At 73.2% G+C, this 20,728-nt stretch carries 18 protein-coding genes and 1 pseudogene; 12 read left to right on the top strand and 7 right to left on the bottom strand.

Annotated elements, in window-relative coordinates:
• Position 1: 1 nt before the first annotated feature.
• Positions 2-985, top strand: coding sequence for an ATP-grasp ribosomal peptide maturase (gene tgmB, locus QOL88_RS36995; protein WP_097222557.1), 984 nt, complete (start codon positions 2-4; stop codon positions 983-985).
• Positions 986-1,022: 37 nt separating this feature from the next.
• On the opposite strand, the gene QOL88_RS36990 is transcribed toward tgmB, so the two are convergent.
• Positions 1,023-1,226, bottom strand: a complete 204-nt coding sequence (locus QOL88_RS36990; RefSeq protein ID WP_031111422.1) for a hypothetical protein — start codon at positions 1,224-1,226, stop codon at positions 1,023-1,025.
• A gap of 141 nt (positions 1,227-1,367) precedes the next feature.
• A complete protein-coding gene (locus QOL88_RS36985; RefSeq protein ID WP_097222556.1) occupies positions 1,368-1,820 on the bottom strand; it encodes a hypothetical protein in 453 nt (150 codons plus the stop codon).
• A gap of 186 nt (positions 1,821-2,006) precedes the next feature.
• On the opposite strand from QOL88_RS36985, the gene QOL88_RS36980 reads away from it, so the two are divergent.
• Positions 2,007-2,978, top strand: coding sequence for a GlxA family transcriptional regulator (locus QOL88_RS36980; protein ID WP_097223361.1), 972 nt, complete (start codon positions 2,007-2,009; stop codon positions 2,976-2,978).
• Between the two features lie 48 nt (positions 2,979-3,026).
• Here the strand turns inward: QOL88_RS36980 and QOL88_RS36975 are convergent, their stop codons facing one another.
• From QOL88_RS36975 to QOL88_RS36965, 3 genes and pseudogenes are all read right to left on the bottom strand, one after another.
• On the bottom strand, positions 3,027-3,278 hold the full coding sequence (locus QOL88_RS36975) for a DUF5133 domain-containing protein (RefSeq protein ID WP_097222555.1): 252 nt from the start codon (positions 3,276-3,278) through the stop codon (positions 3,027-3,029).
• 111 nt (positions 3,279-3,389) lie between these two features.
• A pseudogene (locus tag QOL88_RS36970) lies at positions 3,390-3,768 on the bottom strand (ATP-binding cassette domain-containing protein); the annotation flags it as partial.
• 143 nt (positions 3,769-3,911) lie between these two features.
• Positions 3,912-4,769 (bottom strand): aldo/keto reductase, encoded by an 858-nt coding sequence (locus tag QOL88_RS36965; protein WP_097222554.1) that lies wholly within the window; start codon positions 4,767-4,769, stop codon positions 3,912-3,914.
• A 247-nt stretch (positions 4,770-5,016) separates the two neighbouring features.
• Here QOL88_RS36965 and QOL88_RS36960 point away from each other — a divergent pair, with 247 nt between their 5' ends.
• The 6 genes from QOL88_RS36960 to QOL88_RS36935 all read left to right on the top strand — a co-directional run bounded on the left by QOL88_RS36960 (position 5,017) and on the right by QOL88_RS36935 (position 15,490).
• Complete coding sequence (locus QOL88_RS36960) at positions 5,017-6,597, top strand: acyl-CoA carboxylase subunit beta (RefSeq protein ID WP_373559332.1); 1,581 nt, start codon at positions 5,017-5,019, stop codon at positions 6,595-6,597.
• 72 nt (positions 6,598-6,669) lie between these two features.
• On the top strand, positions 6,670-8,421 hold the full coding sequence (locus QOL88_RS36955) for a fatty acyl-AMP ligase (protein WP_097222552.1): 1,752 nt from the start codon (positions 6,670-6,672) through the stop codon (positions 8,419-8,421).
• Complete coding sequence (locus tag QOL88_RS36950) at positions 8,418-12,386, top strand: type I polyketide synthase (protein WP_097222551.1); 3,969 nt, start codon at positions 8,418-8,420, stop codon at positions 12,384-12,386. The genes QOL88_RS36955 and QOL88_RS36950 overlap by 4 nt, the downstream gene beginning before the upstream one ends.
• A 21-nt stretch (positions 12,387-12,407) precedes the next feature.
• Complete coding sequence (locus QOL88_RS36945) at positions 12,408-13,355, top strand: alpha/beta hydrolase (protein WP_097222550.1); 948 nt, start codon at positions 12,408-12,410, stop codon at positions 13,353-13,355.
• A 122-nt stretch (positions 13,356-13,477) separates the two neighbouring features.
• A complete protein-coding gene (locus QOL88_RS36940) occupies positions 13,478-14,698 on the top strand; it encodes a PucR family transcriptional regulator (protein WP_097222549.1) in 1,221 nt (406 codons plus the stop codon).
• A gap of 150 nt (positions 14,699-14,848) precedes the next feature.
• A complete protein-coding gene (locus QOL88_RS36935) occupies positions 14,849-15,490 on the top strand; it encodes a cutinase family protein (protein WP_097222548.1) in 642 nt (213 codons plus the stop codon).
• A gap of 67 nt (positions 15,491-15,557) precedes the next feature.
• Here QOL88_RS36935 and QOL88_RS36930 read toward each other — a convergent pair whose 3' ends face one another.
• Positions 15,558-17,279 (bottom strand): hypothetical protein, encoded by a 1,722-nt coding sequence (locus QOL88_RS36930; RefSeq protein WP_097222547.1) that lies wholly within the window; start codon positions 17,277-17,279, stop codon positions 15,558-15,560.
• 180 nt (positions 17,280-17,459) lie between these two features.
• Between QOL88_RS36930 and QOL88_RS36925 the strand changes: the two genes are divergently transcribed.
• Positions 17,460-17,690 (top strand): hypothetical protein, encoded by a 231-nt coding sequence (locus tag QOL88_RS36925; RefSeq protein ID WP_097222546.1) that lies wholly within the window; start codon positions 17,460-17,462, stop codon positions 17,688-17,690.
• A 99-nt stretch (positions 17,691-17,789) separates the two neighbouring features.
• Positions 17,790-18,086, top strand: coding sequence for a hypothetical protein (locus QOL88_RS36920; protein ID WP_257028114.1), 297 nt, complete (start codon positions 17,790-17,792; stop codon positions 18,084-18,086).
• An 80-nt stretch (positions 18,087-18,166) separates the two neighbouring features.
• Here QOL88_RS36920 and QOL88_RS36915 read toward each other — a convergent pair whose 3' ends face one another.
• Positions 18,167-18,979 carry an aldo/keto reductase gene (locus tag QOL88_RS36915; RefSeq protein ID WP_373559331.1) on the bottom strand — a complete coding sequence of 271 codons (813 nt, stop codon included), beginning with the start codon at positions 18,977-18,979 and terminating at the stop codon, positions 18,167-18,169.
• Between QOL88_RS36915 and QOL88_RS36910 the strand changes: the two genes are divergently transcribed.
• Together QOL88_RS36910 and QOL88_RS36905 are read left to right on the top strand one after the other, a co-directional pair.
• Complete coding sequence (locus QOL88_RS36910) at positions 18,978-19,388, top strand: VOC family protein (protein WP_097222545.1); 411 nt, start codon at positions 18,978-18,980, stop codon at positions 19,386-19,388. The genes QOL88_RS36915 and QOL88_RS36910 overlap by 2 nt on opposite strands.
• Before the next feature lie 309 nt (positions 19,389-19,697).
• The gene (locus QOL88_RS36905) at positions 19,698-20,702 is read left to right on the top strand and encodes a sugar ABC transporter substrate-binding protein (RefSeq protein ID WP_097222544.1); all 1,005 of its coding nucleotides are present in this window, start codon (positions 19,698-19,700) and stop codon (positions 20,700-20,702) included.
• Positions 20,703-20,728: the final 26 nt, after the last annotated feature.

The following is a 20,728-nucleotide window of genomic DNA, read 5'->3' as shown; positions in this document are numbered from 1 at the left end:
GATGACCGTACTGATCCTCACCTGCGAGGAGGACGTCACCGCGGACATGGTGGTCGTCCACCTGAACGCGACGGGGGTTCCCGTGGTCCGGGTCGATCCCGCGGATCTGACCGGTGGAGTCGCGCTCTCGGGGGAGTACGTGCACGGCCGGTTCCGCGGCCATCTGTCCGCCGGGGGGCGGCTGGTGAGCATCGGGGGGCTCCGGTCCGTGTGGGTACGCCGGCCCGGCGTCCCGGCCGCACGGGCGGCCCAGCCGTCCGCGTGGCTGACCGAGGAAGCCGCCCAGGCGCTCTACGGCATGCTGCGCGGCTCGGACGCGCGCTGGATGAACGACCCCGACGCGGCGCGCCGGGCCCGGCACAAGCCGTGGCAGCTGCGCCTCGCCCAGAGATGCGGCCTGCCCGTGCCCGCGACGCTGATCACGACCTTCCCGCGCGCCGCCCGCGAGTTCGCGGAGCGTTACCCGGAGCTGGTGGTCAAGCCGGTGTCGGGCGCGCATCCGCAGGACCCGCCCCGGGCCGTGCCGACCAGCCGGGTCGCGCCGGACACGGACTTCTCGGCCGTCGCGTTCGGGCCGACGCTGCTGCAACGGCGGATCACCAAGCGGGCCGACATCCGGCTCACCGTCGTGGGCGAGCGGATGCTGGCCGCCCGCAAGGCGACCGCGGACGACGCGGACCCGGACGAGGTCGACGTGCGCTTCGCCGCGCCCGGCTCGCCCTGGCTCCCGGTCGACGTGCCGTCCCGCATCGCGCCGGGCGTGCTGTCCTATCTGCGGGAGGCCGGACTGGCCTACGGGGCTTTCGACTTCGTGGAGGACGCCGACGGGACCTGGTGGTTCCTGGAGTGCAACCAGTCGGGGCAGTTCGGGTTCGTCGAGGTGGAGACGGGTCAGCCGATCGCCCGGACCATCGCCGAGTGGCTGGTCCGGCCGGTGCCGGTCCAGCCGTCCCATGTCAACGGTTCCCACACAAAGGTCCGTTGAGTGACCGGGCCCGGCGGTCCCGGGCCCGGCCTGTCGTTCACTGCGGGCGCGGGCCGGGGAGCATGCCCGCGCGCTGCCAACCCGCGCCCGGGGAGTGCGGCCGGTCGTAGCCGAGGGACTGTGAGGGCCGCATGACCAGCTCCAGTTCCCTGCTCACACGTTCGGCCTCGCGGCGCACCTGTGCGGGTACGTCACCGCGCTCCGCGATGAGTCGGTCGTAGATGGGGGAATCCTGGAACACCCGTCAACGTGCCTTTCTGCTCGTCGGCCCCGTGATGGGGGCGAGACTGCGAGTGTAGGCGGCGCGGTGTCCCGGAGTGTGAATTCCTTGGGATGACTTGACGCAGACCGGACATCCGTGACAGGCGAGGGCGGGACTTGTTCAGGCTCCCGTCGTGGAACCCGGCCGGACGATCATCAGGACGGTGACCGTGACCCAGAGCAGGTTGAAGATGCCGGTGAACATGGCGAGTTGCACGGTGTCCCGGTGGTCGGGAGCCTGCTCGTCCTTCAGCCGGTCGAGGAGTTCCTCCTGGCGGGGCAGGACGAAGGCCACCAGGATGCCGGCGGCCGCGGCGGTCAGGGCGATGGAGGTGATGAGCCATCCGCTGCCGAGGACGCCCATCGCGGCCGCGGTGGCGAACCCGAGGGCCGGGACGGTCAGCCCGACACCGGCGTAGACACGGCAGATGCGGTGCAGGAGCGCCGGCGTGCCGATGCCGCCCGAGGGGGTCGCACGGCGCGCGGCGGGCGGGAACATGCTGGCCGCGACGGTCACGGGACCGATGGCGACGATGGCGGCCAGGACATGGAGGGACAACAGGATCTTGGTCACCGGGGCTCTTTCCGTGAATGCGGTCGACGCCGCCCACGCTAGGACGCCCCCCGCGGGTGCGCCCATGGGCTGGAACGACAGCTTGCAACGGGTTCTCGCCACCTCGCCCGACCTGTGCTCCCCTCTCCGAGACCGCCATTGCCCGCACTTCAGGGGGGTGGCGGGAAGTCGCCTAGGGTGGCGGACATGCACTCCGTGGCGATCCTGGTTCTCGATCACGTGGTGCCGTTCGACATGGCGGCACCCCAGCAGACGTTCGCCTGGACCCATCTGCCGGACGGACGGCCCGCCTACCGGGTCCGGTTGTGCGCCGAGACGCCCGAGGTGCGCGCGGACGGCGGCTTCACCCTGCGCATCGAGCGGGGGCTGGAAGCGCTGGCCGAAGCGGACACGATCATCGTGCCCGGCTGCTCCCCCGACGCCGCACCGCCGTCCGCCCGGGTGCTGGCGGCCCTGCGGGAGGCGGCCGAGGCCGGGACCCGGATCGCGTCGGTGTGCGTCGGCGCCTTCGTGCTGGCGGAGGCGGGGCTGCTGGACGGGCTGCGTGCCACCACGCACTGGGTGGCCGCCGGTGAACTCGCCCGCCGCTTCCCGCGGGTCGAGGTGGCGCCGGACGTGCTGTACGTCGACAACGGGCAGATCCTCACCTCGGCCGGGGCCGCCGCCGCGCTGGATCTGTGCCTGCACATGATCCGCCGGGATCTGGGATCGGCCGTCGCCGCGAACATCGCGCGGATGTCGGTCATGCCACTGGAACGCGAGGGCGGACAGGCCCAGTTCATCGTGCACGAGCATCCGCCGGTGCCCCGGGGCTCGGTTCTGGAACCGCTGCTGGAGTGGATCGAGGACAACCTGGCGCACGAGGTGACGCTGGGCGCGCTGGCCGCTCGGGCGGGAATGAGCGAACGGACCTTCAGCCGGCGCTTCCGCGAGCAGACCGGCACCACGCCGTTGCAGTGGCTGCTGCGGGCGCGGGTGCGGCGCGCCCAGTTCCTGCTGGAGAGTACCGACCACTCCGTCGAACGGATCGCGCGCCAGGCCGGGTTCGGCTCGCCGACGGCGTTCCGGGAGCGGTTCCGCAAGGTGGTGGGCACCACGCCGTACGCCTACCGGGCGGCGTTCCACGGAAGGACGAACGCCTCGGCGGCCCCTGCTTAGGGACCGCCGAGGCGCACGCCGCCCGGTCCGTGCCGGGCCTCACAGCTGTCAGCCGACCAGCGTCAGGCCGTTCTCGCCGCCCGCGCCGACGGCATCGGGCCGCCCCTCGGTGAGCAGCAGGACATCGGCCTTCGCGATGGCGTCGCTGATGTCGGACGTCCCCATCATCACGCACAGCGTGTAGCTGACGTCCTCCAGTTCGCGTGCCACCGTCGGCACGTGCCTCTCCGACTGAGCGATCCTCAGCGACGCGTACCGCGTCAGCAACTCCCTGACGATCTTCCGGTCCGGTACAAGCACGTAGCGCCCCTCTCTCTGTTTTCGCTGCGTATGCCCGAACCACGCGGAAACATTCACACGTTTTTCTCACCTGGGTCAGATTTGACGAGAAGTGATCGCATGCGACCGGTCTCAGACGATCTGGCCGCTGTGCAGGGCCGTGTAGGCCCCAACCCGGCGCAGGAGCTCCTCGTGTGGGCCGATCTCCTCGATGCGACCGTCGCCCATCACGACGATCCGGTCGGCGCCCAGCACCTTGGAGACGCGGATCAGGCCCGGGCGATGGCCAGGCGCTGCCGCTGACCGCCGGCCAGCCGGGCGCCGTGTTCGCCGACCAGGGTGTGTCGAGGCCCCTGGGGAGCCGGTCGACGAACACCAGCGCGTTGGCGTCGCGCAGGGCCGCCCGTACCGTCTCCTCGTCTGCACCGTCCATGCCGTGGGCGACGTTCTCGCGGATCGTGCCGTCGAAGAGGACCGACTCCTGCGGCACGACCGGGTGCTCGCCCCGGTAGCGGTGGTCGAGCGGTCTTTCCCACGGCGATGTCATCGGTGGAGTTCCTCCGGGGTGCCGGTGCGTGGCGCGTGCGCGGGCCGGCTCGTGTGCAGCGCGAGACCCGGGGCGGCGCGCGGCCGTCCCCGGGTCTCGTGGTCTTCTCAGGCGGCGTCCAGCTCCGCCAGTTCGTCCGCCGTCAGGACGAGGTCGGTGGCGGCGAGCGAGTCGCGGATCGTCTCGGGCCGGCTCGCGCCCGGGATCGGGACGACGACCGGCGACTTGGCGAGCATCCAGGCCAGGCACACGCGCTGCGGGCTGACACCGTGCGCTTCGGCGATGCGGGCGAAGGCCGCGTGGCCCGAGCCGAGTTCACCGGCCTTGGAGATCCCGCCGAGGGGGCTCCAGGGCAGGAACGCGATCCCGAGTTCGTCGCACAGGCGCAGTTCCGGCTCGCTGGAGCGGAAGGCCGGGGAGAACTGGTTCTGCACGGAGACCAGACGTCCGCCGAGGATCTCGCCGGCCTGCCTGATCTGTTCGGGGTTCGCGTTCGAGATGCCGGCCATGCGGATCTTGCCCTCGTCCAGCAGGTCGCGGATCGCGCCGACGGACTCGGCGTAGGGGACGCGCGGGTCGGGGCGGTGGAACTGGTAGAGGCCGATGGCCTCGACGCCGAGCCGGCGCAGGGAGTCCTCGCAGGCGGCCTTGAGGTGGCGGGGGCTGCCGTCGAGCGTCCAGCTCCCGTCGCCGGGGCGGAGGTGGCCGCCCTTGGTCGCGACGAGGACGTCGCCGCCGCGGTCGTGGGAGGCGAGGGCCTTGGCGATCAGGGTCTCGTTGTGACCGACCTCGTCGGCGTCGCGGTGGTAGGCGTCCGCGGTGTCGATCAGGGTCACGCCGGCGTCGAGCGCGGCGTGCAGGGTGGCGAGGGAGCGGTCCTCGTCCGGTCGTCCCTCGATGGACATGGGCATCGCGCCCAGGCCGATCGCGCTGACCTCGACGTCACCGATGCGGCGGGTGTGCATGGTTCGTGACCTCTTCCGGCTGTCGGGCGATGGTGCACTCCAGCCTGGACGCCGCGCGGCCGGGGGTCCAATAGAAGAAGGAGAACGCATTCAGCAGCGGGACCGCTGAATCGCGCCCCGACCCTCGCCGGCCCCCTTGTCACACACGGATGAAACCCCGCGCCCGAGGACTCATCTCCCCCACACAGACCGGCGATCCGTAGGGCATTCCTCCGCCTCACTGCCATATTCGAGGACCACTTCGGAGGTGGTTGTGAGCATTGAGGTGACGGCATCCGGTCCGGGGGAGACCGCGACGCGCACGCCCGGGGGCACCGCGGAGCGCGTCGACGCCCTGGAGCACCGCCGGGAGCGGGCGGTGACTCAGGGCGGTCCGCGCAGACGCGGGGAGTTCTCGGCCCGGGAGCGGATCGAGCGGCTCGTGGACAAGGACTCCTTCACCGAGACCGGTCTGTTCGTCCGCGCCCGGCCCGCGGAGCACGACGCCCGCCGCCCCTACGGCGACGGCGTGGTCACCGGGTACGGCACGGTCGACGGCCGCCCGGTCTGCGTGTTCGCCCAGGACTCCACGGTGTTCGGCGGCAGCATGGGCGAGGCCTTCGGGGAGAAGACCGTCGCCCTCATGGAGCTGGCCCTGAAGACGGGCTGCCCGGTGATCGGCCTGAACGACTCCGGCGGGGCCCGGATCCAGGAGGGTGTCGCCGCCCTCGCCCTCTACGCCGAGCTGGTCCGGCGCAACGTGAAGGCGTCCGGGGTGATCCCGCAGATCTCGGTCGTCCTGGGCCCGTGCGCGGGCGGTGCCGCGTACTCGCCGGCGATCACCGACTTCACGGTGATGGTGGACGGCGCCTCGCACATGTTCGTCACCGGCCCCGACGTCATCGAGACGGTCACGGGCGAGCGCACCACCGCCGAGGAGCTGGGCGGCGCCCGCACCAGCAACACCGTCAACGGCAACGCCCACTTCCTGGCCGCCGACGAGGGCGACGCCCTCGACACCGTGCGCGACCTGCTGTCGTACCTGCCGGCCAACAATCTGGAACGTCCCCCGGAGTACGCCCCCGGGTCCGCTCCGGCCGGTGTCGGGCTCGACACGATCGTCCCGGACCGGCTCGGCGAGGCCTACGACATGCGGGACGTCCTGCACGCGGTCGTCGATGACGGTGAACTGCTGCCGGTGCAGGAGCTGTTCGCGCCGAACATCATCTGCGCCCTGGCCCGGATCGAGGGCCGCTCGGTGGGCGTCGTGGCCAACCAGCCGCTGCACGCCGCCGGGGTCCTCGACATCGACGCGTCCGAGAAGGCCGCACGATTCGTCCGGTTCTGCGACGCGTTCGGCATCCCGCTGCTGACCTTCGCCGACGTGCCCGGGTATCTCTCCGGGGTGCGGCAGGAGCAGGCCGGGATCATCCGGCGCGGCGCGAAACTGCTCTACGCCTACGCCGAGGCCACCGTCCCCAAGGTCACGGTCGTGGTGCGCAAGGCGTACGGCGGCGGCTACGCGGTGATGGGCTCCAAGCACCTGGGTGCGGACGTCAACCTCGCCTGGCCCACCGCCCGGATCGCCGTCATGGGCGCCGAAGGGGCCGTGGGCGTCCTGCACCGGCGTGAACTCGCCGCGTCCGACGACCCGGAGGCGCTGCGCGCCGACCTCCTCGCCGCCTACGAACGCACCCACGGCACCCCGTATCTCGCCGCCGAGCGCGGCTATGTCGACGCCGTCATCGCGCCGCGCGAGACGCGCGAGCAGGTCTGCCGCGCCCTGCGCGCGCTGCGTGGCAAACGCGCCCCGATGCCGGAGCGCCGGCACGGCAACATCCCCCTCTGACCGCCCACTTCTCTCCCCCTCCCCCGTTCTTGCGACCCGTAGGCCGATCCGCGCCGTGAGGAGCCCCGCCCGATGGACAGCCGCCCCCCGCTCGCGCCCGCGTGCCCCACCCTGCCGGAGTACGTGCGGCACTGGGCCGAGACCACACCCGACCGCCGGGCCTTCACCTTCGTCGAGCACCCGGCGCCGCACTCGCGCGGCGTCCACCGCACCCTGACCTGGCGCCGCCTGGACGTGCGGGTGCGGGCGCTCGCCGCGCGCCTCGCCGCCGAGGCCGGGCCCGGGGACCGGGTCGCCCTGCTGTGCCCGCAGGGCACGGAGTACGTGGCCGCCTTCCTCGCGGCCCTGTCCGCCGGGCTGGTCGCCGTGCCGCTGTACACGCCGGGCCTGCCCGGGCACGCCGACCGGCTCGCGGGCGTCCTGGCCGACGCGCGGCCCTCGGTGGTGGTGACCACGAGCCGGGCCCATGACGAGGTGCGGGACTTTCTCGGGGCCGGCGGCCCGCGGATCGTCGTGGCGGACGAGGTGCCCGACGGCGGCCCGGACTGGCAACCGGTCCCCCTGGACCCCGCGGCACCCGCCTACCTCCAGTACACGTCCGGTTCGACCCGCGCCCCGGCCGGCGTGGAGATCAGCCACGGCAACGTCGTCGCCAACGCCCGCCAGGCCCTGGCCGCCTACGGCCTCGACACCCGCCCGATGACCAGTGTGGGCTGGCTGCCGCTCTACCACGACATGGGGCTGGTGCTCAGCGTCGCGGCCCCGGTGGCGCGCGGGGCGCTGTCGGTGCTGATGGACCCGGCCGCCTTCCTGCACGAACCGGTGCGCTGGCTGCGGCTGCTCGCCGCGCATCCGAACGCCGTGAGCGCCGCGCCCAACTTCGCCTACGACTACTGCGTCGCGACCGTCACCGCCGACCAGAAGGAGGGGCTGCGACTGGACGGGGTGACCGCGTTGATCAACGGCAGTGAACCGGTACGCCCCGGCACGGCCGACCGGTTCCACGCGGCGTTCGCGAACCAGGGCCTGGCGCCCGGGACGCACTGCCCGTCGTACGGGCTGGCCGAGGCCACGGTGTTCGTGTGCGCGGCCCGGCCGGGTGAGCCGCTCAGCCGGTTCGCGCTCGACCGCGACGCCCTGGCGGCCGGAAAGGCCCTGCCCGCCCGGCCCGACGAGCCCCGGGCGGTGCTGCTGACGGGCTGTGGCACGCCGGCGGGGCAGCGGGTGCGGGTCGCCGACCCGGTGACGCGGGTGCCGCTGTCGGAGGGTGAGGTCGGGGAGATCTGGGTGCAGGGGCCGAACGTGGGCCGCGGCTACTGGAACCGGGACTCGGAGGAGGTCTTCGGCGCGGAGTTCGCGGACACCGCGGCCGGTCCGGGCCGCTGGCTGCGCACGGGTGATCTGGGGACGGTGCTGGAGGGGCAGCTGATCGTCACGGGACGGCTGAAGGACCTGATCATCGTCGACGGGCGCAACCACTACCCCCAGGACGTCGAGGCGTCGGCGCAGGAGGCGCACGAGGCGGTGCGCCGGGACCGGCTCGCCGCCTTCGCCGTGCCGGGCGGTGCCGGTGGGGAGTGTGCGGTCGTCGTGGCCGAGCACGCGCGGACCGCCCACCTCGCCGAGCTGGACGTGGCCGCCCTGGTGCGTGCCGTGCGCGGCGCCGTCTCCGCCCGGCACGGACTGCGGCTGGCCGACGTCGTCGTGGTGCCGCCGGGCACCGTGCCGCGCACGTCCAGCGGCAAGGTGTCGCGGGCGCTGACCCGCGCCCGGTATCTGGAGGGTGCCTACGGCGGGCAGGCCCGGACGGGTGCCGCGGTATGAGGTCCCCCGACGAGGCCGCGCTGCGCCGGCTGATCGCCGAGCGGGTGGCCGCCTGGAACGGGACGTCCGCGGACGACGTCCCGATGGACCGGCCGCTCGCCGACCTCGGCATGGCCTCGCGGGACGCCGTCGCCCTGGCGGGCGAGCTGTCCCGCGCCACCGGCCGGGAGCTGCCGACGACGCTGCTGTGGGAGGCGCCCACCGGGGAGGCCCTGCTGGCGCGGCTGTGCGAGACACCTGCCCCGGGAGCCGAGGTGGCGCCGGTGTCGCGTCCCGCCGTGCCGGGCGGGACGGCCGAGCCGGTCGCGGTCGTCGGGGTCGGCTGCCGCCTGCCCGGCGGCGTGCACGGCCCGGACGACTACTGGCGGCTGCTCAGCGAGGGCGTCGACGCGATCCGGCGTGTCCCGGAGGACCGCTGGCGCGACTTCACGGCGTTCCCGCCGGCCGACGCCCATCCGTACGGCGGCTATCTGGATGACATCGCCGGGTTCGACGCGGACTTCTTCCGCATCACCCCGCGCGAGGCCGCGGTGGCGGACCCCCAGCAGCGGATTCTGCTGGAGGTCGTCCACGAGGCGCTCGACCATGCCGCCGTGCCGGCCGGGTCCCTGGCGGGGACGGCCACCGGCGTGTTCGTCGGCATCTCCGCACCCGAGTACGGGCAGTTGACGGGCGCCGACCCGGCCGCCATCGACCCCTGGGCCCCGGCGGGGGGCGCGCTCAGCGTCGCCGCCGGACGGCTCGCCTACGTACTGGACACCCGGGGACCGAGTCTGGCCGTCGACACCGCCTGCTCCTCCTCGCTGGTCGCCGTCCACCACGCCTGCGTCAGCCTGCGCACCGGCGAGAGCGACACGGCGATCGCGGCCGGGGTCAACCTGCTGCTGTCGCCGGCCGTCACGGTCGCCTTCCAGCGGGCGGGCGCCCTGGCACCGGACGGGCGCTGCAAGCCGTTCTCCGCGGTGGCCGACGGCATCGGGCGCGGCGAGGGCTGCGCGGCGGTCATCCTCAAGCGGCTGTCCGACGCCGAGCGGGACGGCGATCGTGTGCTGGCCGTCATCCGCGCCTCCGCCGTCAACTCCGACGGCCGCTCGAACGGCCTGATGGCACCCAACCCGGCCGCCCAACTGGCGCTGCTGGAAAGGGCGTACGCGCAGGCCGGGCTCGCCGCGGAACACGTCGACTACGTGGAGGCGCACGGCACGGGCACACCGCTGGGCGACCCGATCGAGGCGGGTGCGCTCGGCGCGGTGCTCGGCGCGGGCCGGGACCCCGACCAGCCGCTGCTGCTGGGGTCCGCCAAGGGCAATCTCGGTCATCTGGAGTCCGCGGCGGGCGTCGCGGGCCTGGTGAAGACCGTGCTGGCCCTGCACCACGACGGCATCCCGCCGTCCCTGCACTGCGAACGGGGCAGTTCCCTCACCGATCCCCGACTGCGGGTGGTGACCGAATCCGAGCCCTGGCCGCGCTACGGCGGCACGGCCGTCGCGGGCGTCTCCGGGTTCGGCTTCGGCGGCACCAACGCCCATGTGGTGCTGGAGGAGGGACCGCCCGGCCTGGTCCCGGTACGACCGGCCGAGGAACCCGCCGCCCGGGTGCACCTGCTGTCCGACCTCGACACCGAGCGCGTGCGCGACACGGCGGGCAGGCTCGCCGGCCGGCTGCGGGACGGCGCCGCGCACCCCGCCGACGTGGCCCGGACCCTGGCGGGCCGTACGGGCCGAGGGCCTGTGCGTGCCGCCGTGGTCGCCCGTGACCGGGCCGAACTGGCCGACGCGCTGGACGCGTTGGCGTCCGGGCGCCCGGATCCACGGGTGACGACCGGGGACCGCGACCGCGTGGGGCGGGGCCCCGTGTGGGTCTTCTCCGGGTACGGCAGCCAGTGGCCGGGCATGGGGCGCCGGCTGCTGGCCGAGGAACCCGCGTTCGCCGCCGCCGTCGAGAAGCTCGACCCGCAGCTCGCCCCCGAGTGCGGCCTGTCCCTGTACGACCATCTGTCCTCGGGCGACGGACTGGACCGCCTGGAGGTCGCCCAGCCGGTGCTGTTCGGCCTTCAGCTGGCGCTCGCCGAGCTGTGGCGTTCCCACGGTGTCGAGCCCGCCGGTGTGATCGGCCATTCCATGGGCGAGGTGGCGGCGGCCGTGTGCGCGGGCGCGCTGGACGTGGCGGACGGGGCGCGTGTCATCGCCGTACGGGCCCGGCTGCTGAGCGGGCTGCGGGGCGGCGCGATGGCCGTGGTGGACCTGGACGACGCCGAACTGGACGCGCTGGGACGGGACTTCCCGGAGGTGCATGTCGCCGTGCATTCCTCCCCGCGGCAGAAGGTCGTCACGGGTGAGGAGGCGGCGGTGGCCGGGCTCGTGCGCCGGCTGGAGGGGCAGGGCCGGGCGGCGAGGGTCATGCGGGTCGTCGGCGCCGGGCACTCGCCGCAGGTGGACGGGCTGTTGCCGGAGCTGGTGGACGCGCTGTCCGGGATACGGGGGCGGCGGCCGCGCGTCCCTGTCCACTCCACGGTCCTCGACGACCCGCGCGGAGACTGTCTCTTCGACGCCGCGCACTGGGCGGCCAACCTGCGCAGGCCCGTGCGGCTGGACCGGGCGCTCGCGTCGGCCGCCGCCGACGGCCACACGGCCTTCGTCGAGATCTCCCCCCACCCCGTGCTGACGGGGGCCGTCGCGGACACCGTGCCCGGCGCCCTCGCCCTGGCCACGCTGCGCCGGGACGCCGACGGGTCGGAGGCGTTCGCCGGGCAACTGGGCGCCCTGTACGCCGCGGGGCAGCGGCTGCCGGTGCCGCAGGGGCGGGTCATCGACCTGCCGCTGCCCCGGTGGCGGCACGTACGGCACTGGTGGACGGACGGCCGGGCCGGCCGCGTGGAGCCGCTGCCGGAGGAACCTCCTGCCGCGGTGACCGAGCCTTCTTCGGTCCTGGCCCGTTTGACCCACCACATCGCCGCCGTCACCGGCCACTCCCCCGCCCGTATCACCCCGGGCACCGCGTGGGCCGACCTCGGCCTGGACTCGCTGATGGCGGTCCGAATCCGCACGGCCGTGGAGCGCGAGTTCGGCATCGAACTGCCCCTGCGCGAGCTGTTCACCGCCGTCACCGTCGAGGACGCCGCCACCCGGGTCGAACGCGCCCTCCCCCGGGACGACACCCCGGTGCGGCCCCTGCGCGCCACCGGCTCGCGACCCCCGCTGTTCCTCGTCCACGCCGCCGGCGGCCCGGTCAGCGTCTACCGGACGCTGACCGAACTCCTCGGCGACGACCAGCCGGTGTACGGGCTGGAGCGGATCGAGGAAGCCGGGACCGTGCCCGAGAAGGCGCGGCGCTACGCCGAGGCGATCAACACCGTCCACCCCGACGGCCCCGTGCTGCTGGGCGGCTGGTCCTTCGGCGGCTTCGTCGCCCAGGAGACCGCCCGGCACCTGACCGCCGCCGGGCGGGAGGTGCGGCTGGTCGTGCTCATCGACTCCGTACGGCCCCTCCCCCGCCCGGGGTCGACGCGGTCCGAGCGGATCCGGGCGCACTTCGAGGGCTTCTCCCGCCATGTCGCCGACGCCTACGGGGTGCGACTGGAGTTGCCGTACGACGAGCTCGTGGCGATGGACGACGACGCGGCCCGTATCGACGTCGTGCTGCGGGCCCTGCGCGAGGCCGCCGACGTGCCGCCCGCGGCGCTGGAGCACCAGCGGTCCTCCTACCTGGACATGGGCATCGGCGAGTCGCACAGCCCCGCCCCCCACGACGGGCCGGTGGTCCTCTACCGCGCCACCGAACGCGCGCCGCACACCGTGCGTGACCCCGCCTACGAGCGGGACGACCCGGCGCTGGGCTGGGACGAGGTGTGCCCACGTCTGCGGGTGGTGCCGGTGGCCGGTCACCATCTGTCGCTGCTCGATCCGCCGCACGTCGGCGAGATCGCCGCCCATCTGAGCCGGACACTCGCCGAGCCGGCCCCCTGACATGGAACCCGAGGAGCCGTCATGTCCCACCTGCCGCAGAAGCCCGCCGCCGGAGTGTCCCGGCGCACCGTCGCCAGAGCTACGGCCGCCGCCGGTCTCGCCGCCCTGTTCGGGGCCGCGACCGGCACGGCCCGGGCGGCCACCCGGCTCGGGCCGCGCACGCTGGACGTGTCCGTGCCCTCCGCGGCGCTCGGCCGCAGCGCGCCGGTCCGGCTGATCCTGCCGTCGGACTTCGGTACGCGCCCGGAGAAGAAGTACCCGGTGCTGTACCTGCTGCACGGCGCGCACGACGACTACACCTCGTGGACCCGTGAGACGGACATCGAGGCGTTCACCGCCGGCCGCGACCTGATCGTGGCGATGCCGGACGCGGGCCCCACCGGCATCCCGAGCGTCTGGCGCGGCGGCCCCGACTACGAGACGTTCCAGGTGAAGGAGGTGCCGGCGCTGCTCGCCCGGGACTACCGGGCCTCCGGCGTCCGGGCGGTCGCCGGGGTGTCCACCGGCGGCTACGGGGCCATGGCCCACGCGGCCCGCCACCCCGGGGCGTTCACCGCGGCGGCCTCCTACAGCGGCGTCCTCGACACCACGGCCCCCGGTGTTCCCGCCATCATGGACGCGATCGTGGCCCGCGAGAACCTGCCGGCCGCGTCCCTCTGGGGAAATCCGGTGTTCAACCTCCTGACCTGGCGGGACTTCAACCCGCGTGCCCGCGCCACCGGGCTGCGCGGCACGGCCCTGTACGTGTCGCAGGGCAGCGGGGTGGGCGGCGGCGGTGATCCGCTGCCCGGGATCCTGGAGAGCGCCCTGTGGCCCTCGGCCCAGGGCTTCGCCCGCACGCTGGCCCTCATGGGTGTCCCGGCCACCACGCACTTCTACGGGGGCGGCGGGCACGACTGGGCACACTGGAAGCCGGAGTTCACAGCCTCGTGGCCTATCCTCGCCCGTGCACTGGGTGTGCCCGAGTGACGGGGGTGCCGTCGGGGCACGGAACGGAGCGCAGGGGTCGTCCGTCCAACACGGGACTCCCCACTCGTCCCGCGGGTGACAGCCCGCGGGTGAGCCGCTTCCGGTCGAAAGGAGTGTCCGTGATGGCTGTGCCCGCCCCGCACGGCGTGCCGGACCGTCCCGCCGCGCCGCAGGTCCCGCCCGAGCTTGCGGAGCTGCTGCGCGCCAATCTGGCGGCCGTCGCCGACGAGGTGGAGGAGGAGGTCCGCCGCCAGGTCCCCGAGTACGCCCGACCCGCCGACGGTACCTACCGCAAGGCCCTGCGGTCCGGGGTGGTGCAGGCGCTGACCCTGTTCGTCGATCACATCGCCGACCCGCGCGACGACGGGGGCGCGATCGCGGCGACGTACTACGAACTCGGCCGGGGTGAGGCCCTGGAGGGCCGCAGCCTGGACGCCTTGCAGTCCGCGCTGCGGATCGGCGGTATGCGCGCCTGGCGGCAGATGGGCCGCACGGCGGAGGAACTGGGGCTGGACTCCACGGTCGTCGCCGGGCTCGGGGAGCTGGCGTTCCGGACCGTGCACGAGGTCGCGCAGGCGGCCGCGTCCGGGTACGCCGAGGCCCAGCTGCGCAGCTCCGACGAGCTGGAACGGCGCCGCAAGCGGCTGCTGGACCTGCTCCTGGAGGACGGGCCGGTGGCGCTGGAGGCCGTGCAGGACCTGGCGCACAGCGCGCGCTGGCCGGTGCCGCGGACGGTCGCCGTCGTGGCGCTGGCGGCGGCGCCGGACCGGCGGGAGGAGGACCGTCCGCTGGCGGCGGCGGGCGCGCTGGTGGACATGGGGTGCCGACCGCCGCGCATGCTGGTGCCCGACCCGGACGGCTCCGGTGGCATCGGCGGCCGGGCGTTCACGCTCGCGCTGCGCGGGCGGCCCGCCGCGATCGGCCCGACGGTGGCGGTCACCGAGGCCGCGCAGTCGCTGCGCCTGGCCACCCGGGCGCTCGGGCTGATGGGCCGTGGGGTGCTGCCCCGCCAGGGCGTGGTGCGCTGCAACGAGCATCTGTCGACGCTGCTGCTGTACGGCGACGAGCCACTGCTGGAGCGGCTCCAGGCCCGGGTCCTGGCGCCCTTGGACACGGTCTCGGCGGGGCAGCGCGACCGGCTCGCCGAGACACTGCTGGCCTGGCTGCTCAGCGGCAGCAATGTGCCGGACGTCGCCGTGCGGCTGCACATCCACCCGCAGACGGTCCGCTACCGCCTGCGCCAACTGGAGAAGCTGTTCGGCGACGCCCTGCACGAACCGGCGACCCGCCTCGACCTCATTCTCGCGTTGCGCGCGGAATCACTGGACACACGGCAGAACTGACGTCCGTAATCAGGCGCTTGCTCAATCGGCGACAAAAATCCGCGGGTTTTCCGTAATCCCGTTCATAACAGCAGGCGAGAGAAAGCCCATACGTTCGGGGCGTCCTTTTTCGCAGGCGTTTCACGCGCCTTTCCACGCGGAGGATCCCCCATGCGTATCCGTATGTGTCTCGCGGCGCTCTCACTGGCCGGCGGGGCCGGGCTCGCCACCCTCTCGGCTCCCCCGGCCATGGCCGCGGCCTGCTCGGACGTCGAGGTCGTCACGGCCCGCGGCACCTTCGAGCCGGGCACGCTCGGCCTTATCGTCGGCGACCCGGTGTATTCCGCCCTGCAGAAGAAGGCGGCGGGCAAGAATGTCACCAGCTACAAGGTGAACTACCCCGCCGACCTCTCCCCCACGTCCGCGGCGCAGGGCAATCTGGATCTGGTGAACCACGTGAAGAGCCAGGCCGCCGCCTGCCCGAATCAGAAGTTCGTCCTCGTCGGCTATTCGCAAGGCGCGAACGTCGTCGACAACTCCATCGGCATCAGCAGCGCCGGTGCGGTGGTCGGCAGCCCCATCGTGGCCACCCTGCCCGCCGCGGTCGAGCCGAAGGTCGCCGCGGTGCTGTTGTTCGGCAACCCGATCCGGGCGCTCGGCAAGAGCGTCACCGGCACCTACCAGAGCCGCACCCTCGACCTCTGTGCCAAGGGCGACCCCGTCTGCGAGAACGGCGGGGGCGACGTCGGGGCGCACCTGAGCTACCGGGACGACGCCGAGGAGGCGGCCACGTTCGCCGCGGGCCGGCTCTGATCCCGTCCGACACGAAGGGGCCCGGGAGGATGTCCTCCCGGGCCCTGGGCGTGCGTACCGGACGGGGCTAGCGCGGTGTTTTCGCGAAGCCGGCGAGGCTGGTGGAGACGGGCTCCGGCCGGCCGTTGTTCTGCACCGGCGCGGCGGTCAGGACGTCGAGGTGCTGGTAGCCGTCCGCGACCACCGGGTGCAGGTCGGCCGGGACCCGGCCGGCCAGCAGGCCCTCCCCGGCGAGGACGGTGAGCACCGGGTTGGCCTTGAGCCCCTCGGGGTGGACGACGAGCTTCTTCACCTGCGGTGAGGTGGCCAGCTCGATGTCCGTGACCAGCTTGGTCGGGAAGTACTGCTCGGTGAAGTCCAGCGGCTGCTCGGCCAGGCTGCGGGCCAGTTGCCGCACGTCGGTGACCTCTTCGCCGGCGTCGGTGAACGGGGTGCCGTCGGCCGACCGGTAGCCGGGGTCGTCCGCGTCGCCGACACGGTCGTAGTTGCGCCAGGTGTAGAGCGGCCCCTTCGGACGGTCCGGGATGGCCTTGTACGCGGTCCCGTACAGCCCCTGTTGGGCGTCGCCCCCGTTGGCGGCGGGGAAGCTCTTGTCGGCGATCGGTCCGCCGTCGAAGAAGCCCACGCTGGTCTGGAGGAAGGCCAGCGGGACGGAGTTGTCGTCCAGCAGCGCCCCGAGCACCGCGCCGTTGGTGAGCCGGAAGTCCCTCACCGTCGGCGAGCCGCTGAGGAAGGCGGCGGTGTCCTTGGCGAACAGGAACCGGTTGGTGGCCTCGATGTTGAGGTTGCGGGGCAGATAGCCCAGCAGGTCCGACTCACCGTCCAGGTCCTTCAGGGCGCCCAGGCCCGCGATGCCGAGCAGCGTCATGGTCTCGGGGTTGAGCAGCACCGGCGCGGACAGGGTGCGCGGCAGCACCCCGCTGTCCAGCCCGGCCTGCACGACACCGTAACCGAGGCCGATGTCGGGCAGGTTGGTGTCGCCCGGGATGCTGCCGCTGAGGTCGCCCAGTGAGGTGGAGACGGTCGTGTCGAGGGCGAAGTAGCCGGCGCACTGGTTGTACCCGGCGTCCGCCGTGGTGGCGCGGTTGCCGTCGAAGTCGGCCGCGGCGAAGTAGCCGGTGATGACACCGCCCAGGGAGTGCCCGCCGCACAGCACCTTCCGCTTGCGCAGTGCCGGGGAGGGCAACTCGGCGGTGAGCAGGTCGTACTGGTCGCGTACGGTCTGCTCGATCCCGAGCTTCGCCGTCCAGCCGAGCTGTGCGTTGCCGGTGTAGCCGCCGAAGGTGCGGCCGTCGACCTGCTTGCCGCGGTAGTAGTAGTCGACGGCGGTGTGCTGGTCGCCGGAGGCGATGCCGGTGCGGTCCTCCAGGCAGTTGGAGCGCCGGTCCAGCGCCCAGAACTCGATGTGCAGCCCCTGCTCGGCTGCCTTGGTGACGGTGTTGCGGGCGACGCTGTCGAACGCCCCCGCCCCTTCCAGGATGCCGGGCTGGGCGATGAGGATCCGGTCCGCGTCGGCCGACGCGGCCGGACCGTCGGCGGAGCGGTAGCGCAGGTACGACAGCCAGTCGCACGCCGCGGGCCGGGGCCCGGCCGATTCGGGCAGCGGCACCTTCACCCGCACCATCGACTCCGTCACCCCGGTCACCGGCGAGGTCGACGTCACCGACGTCTCGGTGCGCGCTCCCTCGGCGCGGGCGCCCGGGGCGGCGGCCGTGAGTGTCCCGGCGGTCAGCAGTACCGCGAGCACGGCACCGCGCCACTTCCCTCTGTGCGTACGATTCATGTCCATGCCACGGACGCTAGGGCCGTGGCATGGCCGCTCTCAGGGAATGCTGATGAGAACTCAGCTTCCGGATCGCGCCTTGTCACCGGCGCACAGTGCGCCCGGGCTCGGGCGCGAGAGGGGGTCCGTACCGCTTCTGGACGCCACCGAGCTGCGGTCCGGTCGTTTCGGGAGCATGGTGGGGCTATGGACGGTCAACCCCCTGTGGTCGTGCAGCCGCCCGCGACGGACGGCGGACGGCTGGTGACCATCCACGGCGAGCGCATGGGCGTCGCCTACAGCCTCTTCGACGTACTGGACCTGCTGCACCGCGAGGGCCTGCCCACGGCCGACACGGCCGTCGACGACACCGAGCTGATCGAGTGGCAGGGCGGCGGGCCGTACGACTGGAACAACGGGGCGCCCGACGAGGCGTGAGCCCGCGTACGCCGGCCGAAGCAGGCCGCAGGGCGTGGCGGGGCCGGCGCGTGTCCGCACGCTCTCTCGCCGTCGGCACTGCCCGGCGCCGAACGGCCGGTGCTCGACCGGATCGTCCCCGCTCCGGGCGCGGGCGGGTCACCGCTCGTCCTGGCCGACGAGCGGCTGTGCGTGCGGGGCGGCGCGGAAATCGCCCTTCCCGGCTCCTCAGCCCGATTCGGCCCGTGCTCCCTCGTCACGGACGGCAGCCGGGCGGCTTCGGCGGGGGGCCGCCCGGCGAACAGTCCCGGCATGGTCGGCGCGAACGCCTCGGCCGGGACCGCGAGCATGCGCTCCGCCCCTTCGGCCCGGGAGCGCACCTCCGCCGCGGGCAGTGAGCCCTTCCAGCCCGCGTAGGTGTCGGCCAGGAGCAGGGTCCGCACGAGCTCGGCGTGGTGCCGACCCGTCGTGGCGGTCACGCGGGGCGGGCGTCAGTTTCAGGTCGGCCGCGGCGAGGTTCTTCCTCCAGGTGCTCGATCCGGGCCGTGCCCGGGATGGGCGGGACGACCGGAGCGCGGTCGAGGAGTCGGGCCGGCGCGACCTGCGTGGGCGCGGCCCCGAGCTCGGCCGCGACGGCGGCGTTCCCGACTTCGGCCCTCCGGGTTCCCGCAGGTCACCGGCCGCCACGGCAGGAATGCGCCCCCGGCCGCCGCGCACGCGTCCGGCACCGCCTCGTGCTCCCGGTCGAGCAGGTGGCAGCGGTTCTGCACTCTCACGACGTCGACGAGCTCCCGGACCGGCTCCAGCTCGTCGACGGTGACCTCCGACAGCCCGATCCGGCCGACCAGGCCCTCGGTCTGGACCTCGCGCGGCGTGCCGAGCTGGTCGGCGAGCGGCGTCCCGGGGTCGATGCGGTGCAGCTGGAGCAGGTCGATCCGCTCCATTCGCGGCCGTCGCAGGGCCTGCCGGACCTGGTCGCGCAGGAACTGCGGCCGTCCGTCGGACTTCCACTCGCCGCCGGGCCACCGCCAGGGCGTTCTCCCGTTCGGGGCCGGGCCCGGTGGGCAGATGCATGGCTCCGAAACCGAGCCGCCGTACGTCCAGGCCCCCGCCGACGCGGAACGTCGATGCCATGAGCCGCCGCCTCCCCCTCCACTCAAGCGGCCACGCCGACAGGGAAGTTGACGATGACACCGGCCGCTGCGGCACGTGGCCCCGCCCGGGCGCCGGCATGCTCGACGAGCCGTTGTCAGCGCCTGGCGATACGCTGCGCGAAAACTACCCTTTGCCCCCTTCTGGGAGGTTCTCATGGCCTCGCGCCTCAACCCGTACCTCAACTTCAACGGCGACGCCCGGCAGGCGATGGAGTTCTACAAGGAGGTCTTCGGCGGCACGCTCGACCTCAACAGCTACGGAGACTTCGGGCAGGCGGACGCCCCGAACGCGGACAAGATCATGCACGGCATGCTGGAGACCACCAGCGGCTTCACCCTGATGGGCGCCGACAACCCCCCGGGCATGGAGTCCGAGCAGGGCGGCTCCTACTCCGTGAGCCTGAGCGGTGACGACGACGCCGAGCTGCGGGGCTACTGGGAGAAGCTGTCCGAGGGCGGCTCGGTGTCGGTGCCGCTGGAGAAGCAGATGTGGGGCGACGTGTTCGGCATGTGCACGGATCGTTTCGGCGTCCCCTGGATGGTCAACATCGGCGCACAGAGCTGAGCGACCGAGCCCGGCGGTCCCCGACCGTCCGCCCCGAGGCCGCCCGTACGCACCGCTCCCCACCGGTGCGTACGGGCGGCCCTCTTTTGTTGGTACGTCCTGACAAACCTGTTGACATCCCCTCGGGGCCGCCGCATAGTACCTGCCACTAGAGCGCGCTAGTGACGCGCTCCAGTCGCCGAGTACACGGGGTCCGCACCCTGGACCGCCGCACCACCCATGACCGCCGCCGCCCCGGGCGCCCACCCACCGCCCGCCTCCCGGACCGGGCGCGGCCCTCTCGTCCCAGCACAGTGAGGTGCACCCGACATGCGCAGACACCACAGAGCCGCCGCCCTGACCACCGCCGTCGCCGTGGGCGCCCTGCTCGCCGCGGGCTGCTCCAGCGGCTCCGGCGGGAAGAAGTCCGAGGCCGGCGGCACCGACACCGCCGTGGGGAAGGCCACCACCCCGCGGATGACCGTCGCCCTGGTCACCCACGCGGCGCCGGGCGACACCTTTTGGGACCTGATCCGCAAGGGCGCCCAGGCCGCCGCGGCGAAGGACAACATCAAACTCGTCTACTCCAGTGACCCCGTCGCCGGGAACCAGGCCAACCTCGTGCAGAACGCCATCGACCAGAAGGTCGACGGCATCGCCCTCACCGCTGCCAAGCCCGACGCCATGAAGGGCGTCGTGGCGAAGGCCAAGGCGGCCGGCATCCCCGTCGTCGGCTTCAACTCCGGCCTGGACAACTGGAAGGAGCTCGGCATGCTCGAGTACTTCGGCCAGGACGAGAACATCGCGGGGCAGGCGTTCGGCGAGCGCCTCAACCAGCTGGGCGCCAAGCACGCCGTCTGTGTCATACAGGAGCAGGGCCAGGTCGCCCTGGAGGCCCGCTGCGCCGGACTGAAGAAGGGCTTCGAGGGCACGACGGAGAACCTGTACGTCAACGGCACGGACATGCCCTCGGTGAAGTCGACGCTGACCGCCAAGCTCCAGAAGGACTCCTCCATCGACCAGGTGGTCACGCTCGGCGCCCCGATCGCCCTGACCGCCGTGCAGTCGGTGAAGGACGCGGGCAGCAAGGCGAAGGTCGCCACGTTCGACCTCAACAAGGAGCTCGTCGGCGCCGTCCAGGGCGGCGACATCGAGTTCGCCGTCGATCAGCAGCCCTACCTCCAGGGCTACCTGGCCGTGGACGCACTGTGGCTGTACAGGACCAATGGCAACGTCAGCGGCGGCGGCACCGCGCCCGTGCTCACCGGACCGGCGTTCGTCACGAAGGACAACGTCGACAGCGTCGCCGAGTTCGCGAAGAAGGGCACACGCTGACGGAACCGGGCGGCGGGGGCACCCGT

This window comes from Streptomyces sp. Ag82_O1-12, from assembly GCF_900182715.1.
In the GTDB taxonomy this organism is placed as follows: Bacteria; Actinomycetota; Actinomycetes; order Streptomycetales; family Streptomycetaceae; genus Streptomyces; species Streptomyces massasporeus.
Note: the sequence above shows the minus strand (reverse complement) of the source record. Positions and strands in the feature narration are given on the sequence as shown.

What these genes read in the sequence shown, in the direction of transcription:
- QOL88_RS36950 (WP_097222551.1), top strand. Translation starts at nt 8,418, where the DNA reads ATGAGGTCCCCCGACGAGGCCGCGCTGCGCCGGCTGATCGCCGAGCGG.
- QOL88_RS36955 (WP_097222552.1), top strand. Translation starts at nt 6,670, where the DNA reads ATGGACAGCCGCCCCCCGCTCGCGCCCGCGTGCCCCACCCTGCCGGAG.
- QOL88_RS36925 (WP_097222546.1), top strand. Translation starts at nt 17,460, where the DNA reads ATGGACGGTCAACCCCCTGTGGTCGTGCAGCCGCCCGCGACGGACGGC.
- QOL88_RS36935 (WP_097222548.1), top strand. Translation starts at nt 14,849, where the DNA reads ATGCGTATCCGTATGTGTCTCGCGGCGCTCTCACTGGCCGGCGGGGCC.
- QOL88_RS36930 (WP_097222547.1), bottom strand. Translation starts at nt 17,279, where the DNA reads ATGGACATGAATCGTACGCACAGAGGGAAGTGGCGCGGTGCCGTGCTC.
- QOL88_RS36945 (WP_097222550.1), top strand. Translation starts at nt 12,408, where the DNA reads ATGTCCCACCTGCCGCAGAAGCCCGCCGCCGGAGTGTCCCGGCGCACC.
- QOL88_RS36915 (WP_373559331.1), bottom strand. Translation starts at nt 18,979, where the DNA reads ATGAGAACCTCCCAGAAGGGGGCAAAGGGTAGTTTTCGCGCAGCGTAT.
- QOL88_RS36965 (WP_097222554.1), bottom strand. Translation starts at nt 4,769, where the DNA reads ATGCACACCCGCCGCATCGGTGACGTCGAGGTCAGCGCGATCGGCCTG.
- QOL88_RS36905 (WP_097222544.1), top strand. Translation starts at nt 19,698, where the DNA reads ATGCGCAGACACCACAGAGCCGCCGCCCTGACCACCGCCGTCGCCGTG.
- QOL88_RS36940 (WP_097222549.1), top strand. Translation starts at nt 13,478, where the DNA reads ATGGCTGTGCCCGCCCCGCACGGCGTGCCGGACCGTCCCGCCGCGCCG.
- QOL88_RS36910 (WP_097222545.1), top strand. Translation starts at nt 18,978, where the DNA reads ATGGCCTCGCGCCTCAACCCGTACCTCAACTTCAACGGCGACGCCCGG.
- QOL88_RS36980 (WP_097223361.1), top strand. Translation starts at nt 2,007, where the DNA reads ATGCACTCCGTGGCGATCCTGGTTCTCGATCACGTGGTGCCGTTCGAC.
- tgmB (WP_097222557.1), top strand. Translation starts at nt 2, where the DNA reads ATGACCGTACTGATCCTCACCTGCGAGGAGGACGTCACCGCGGACATG.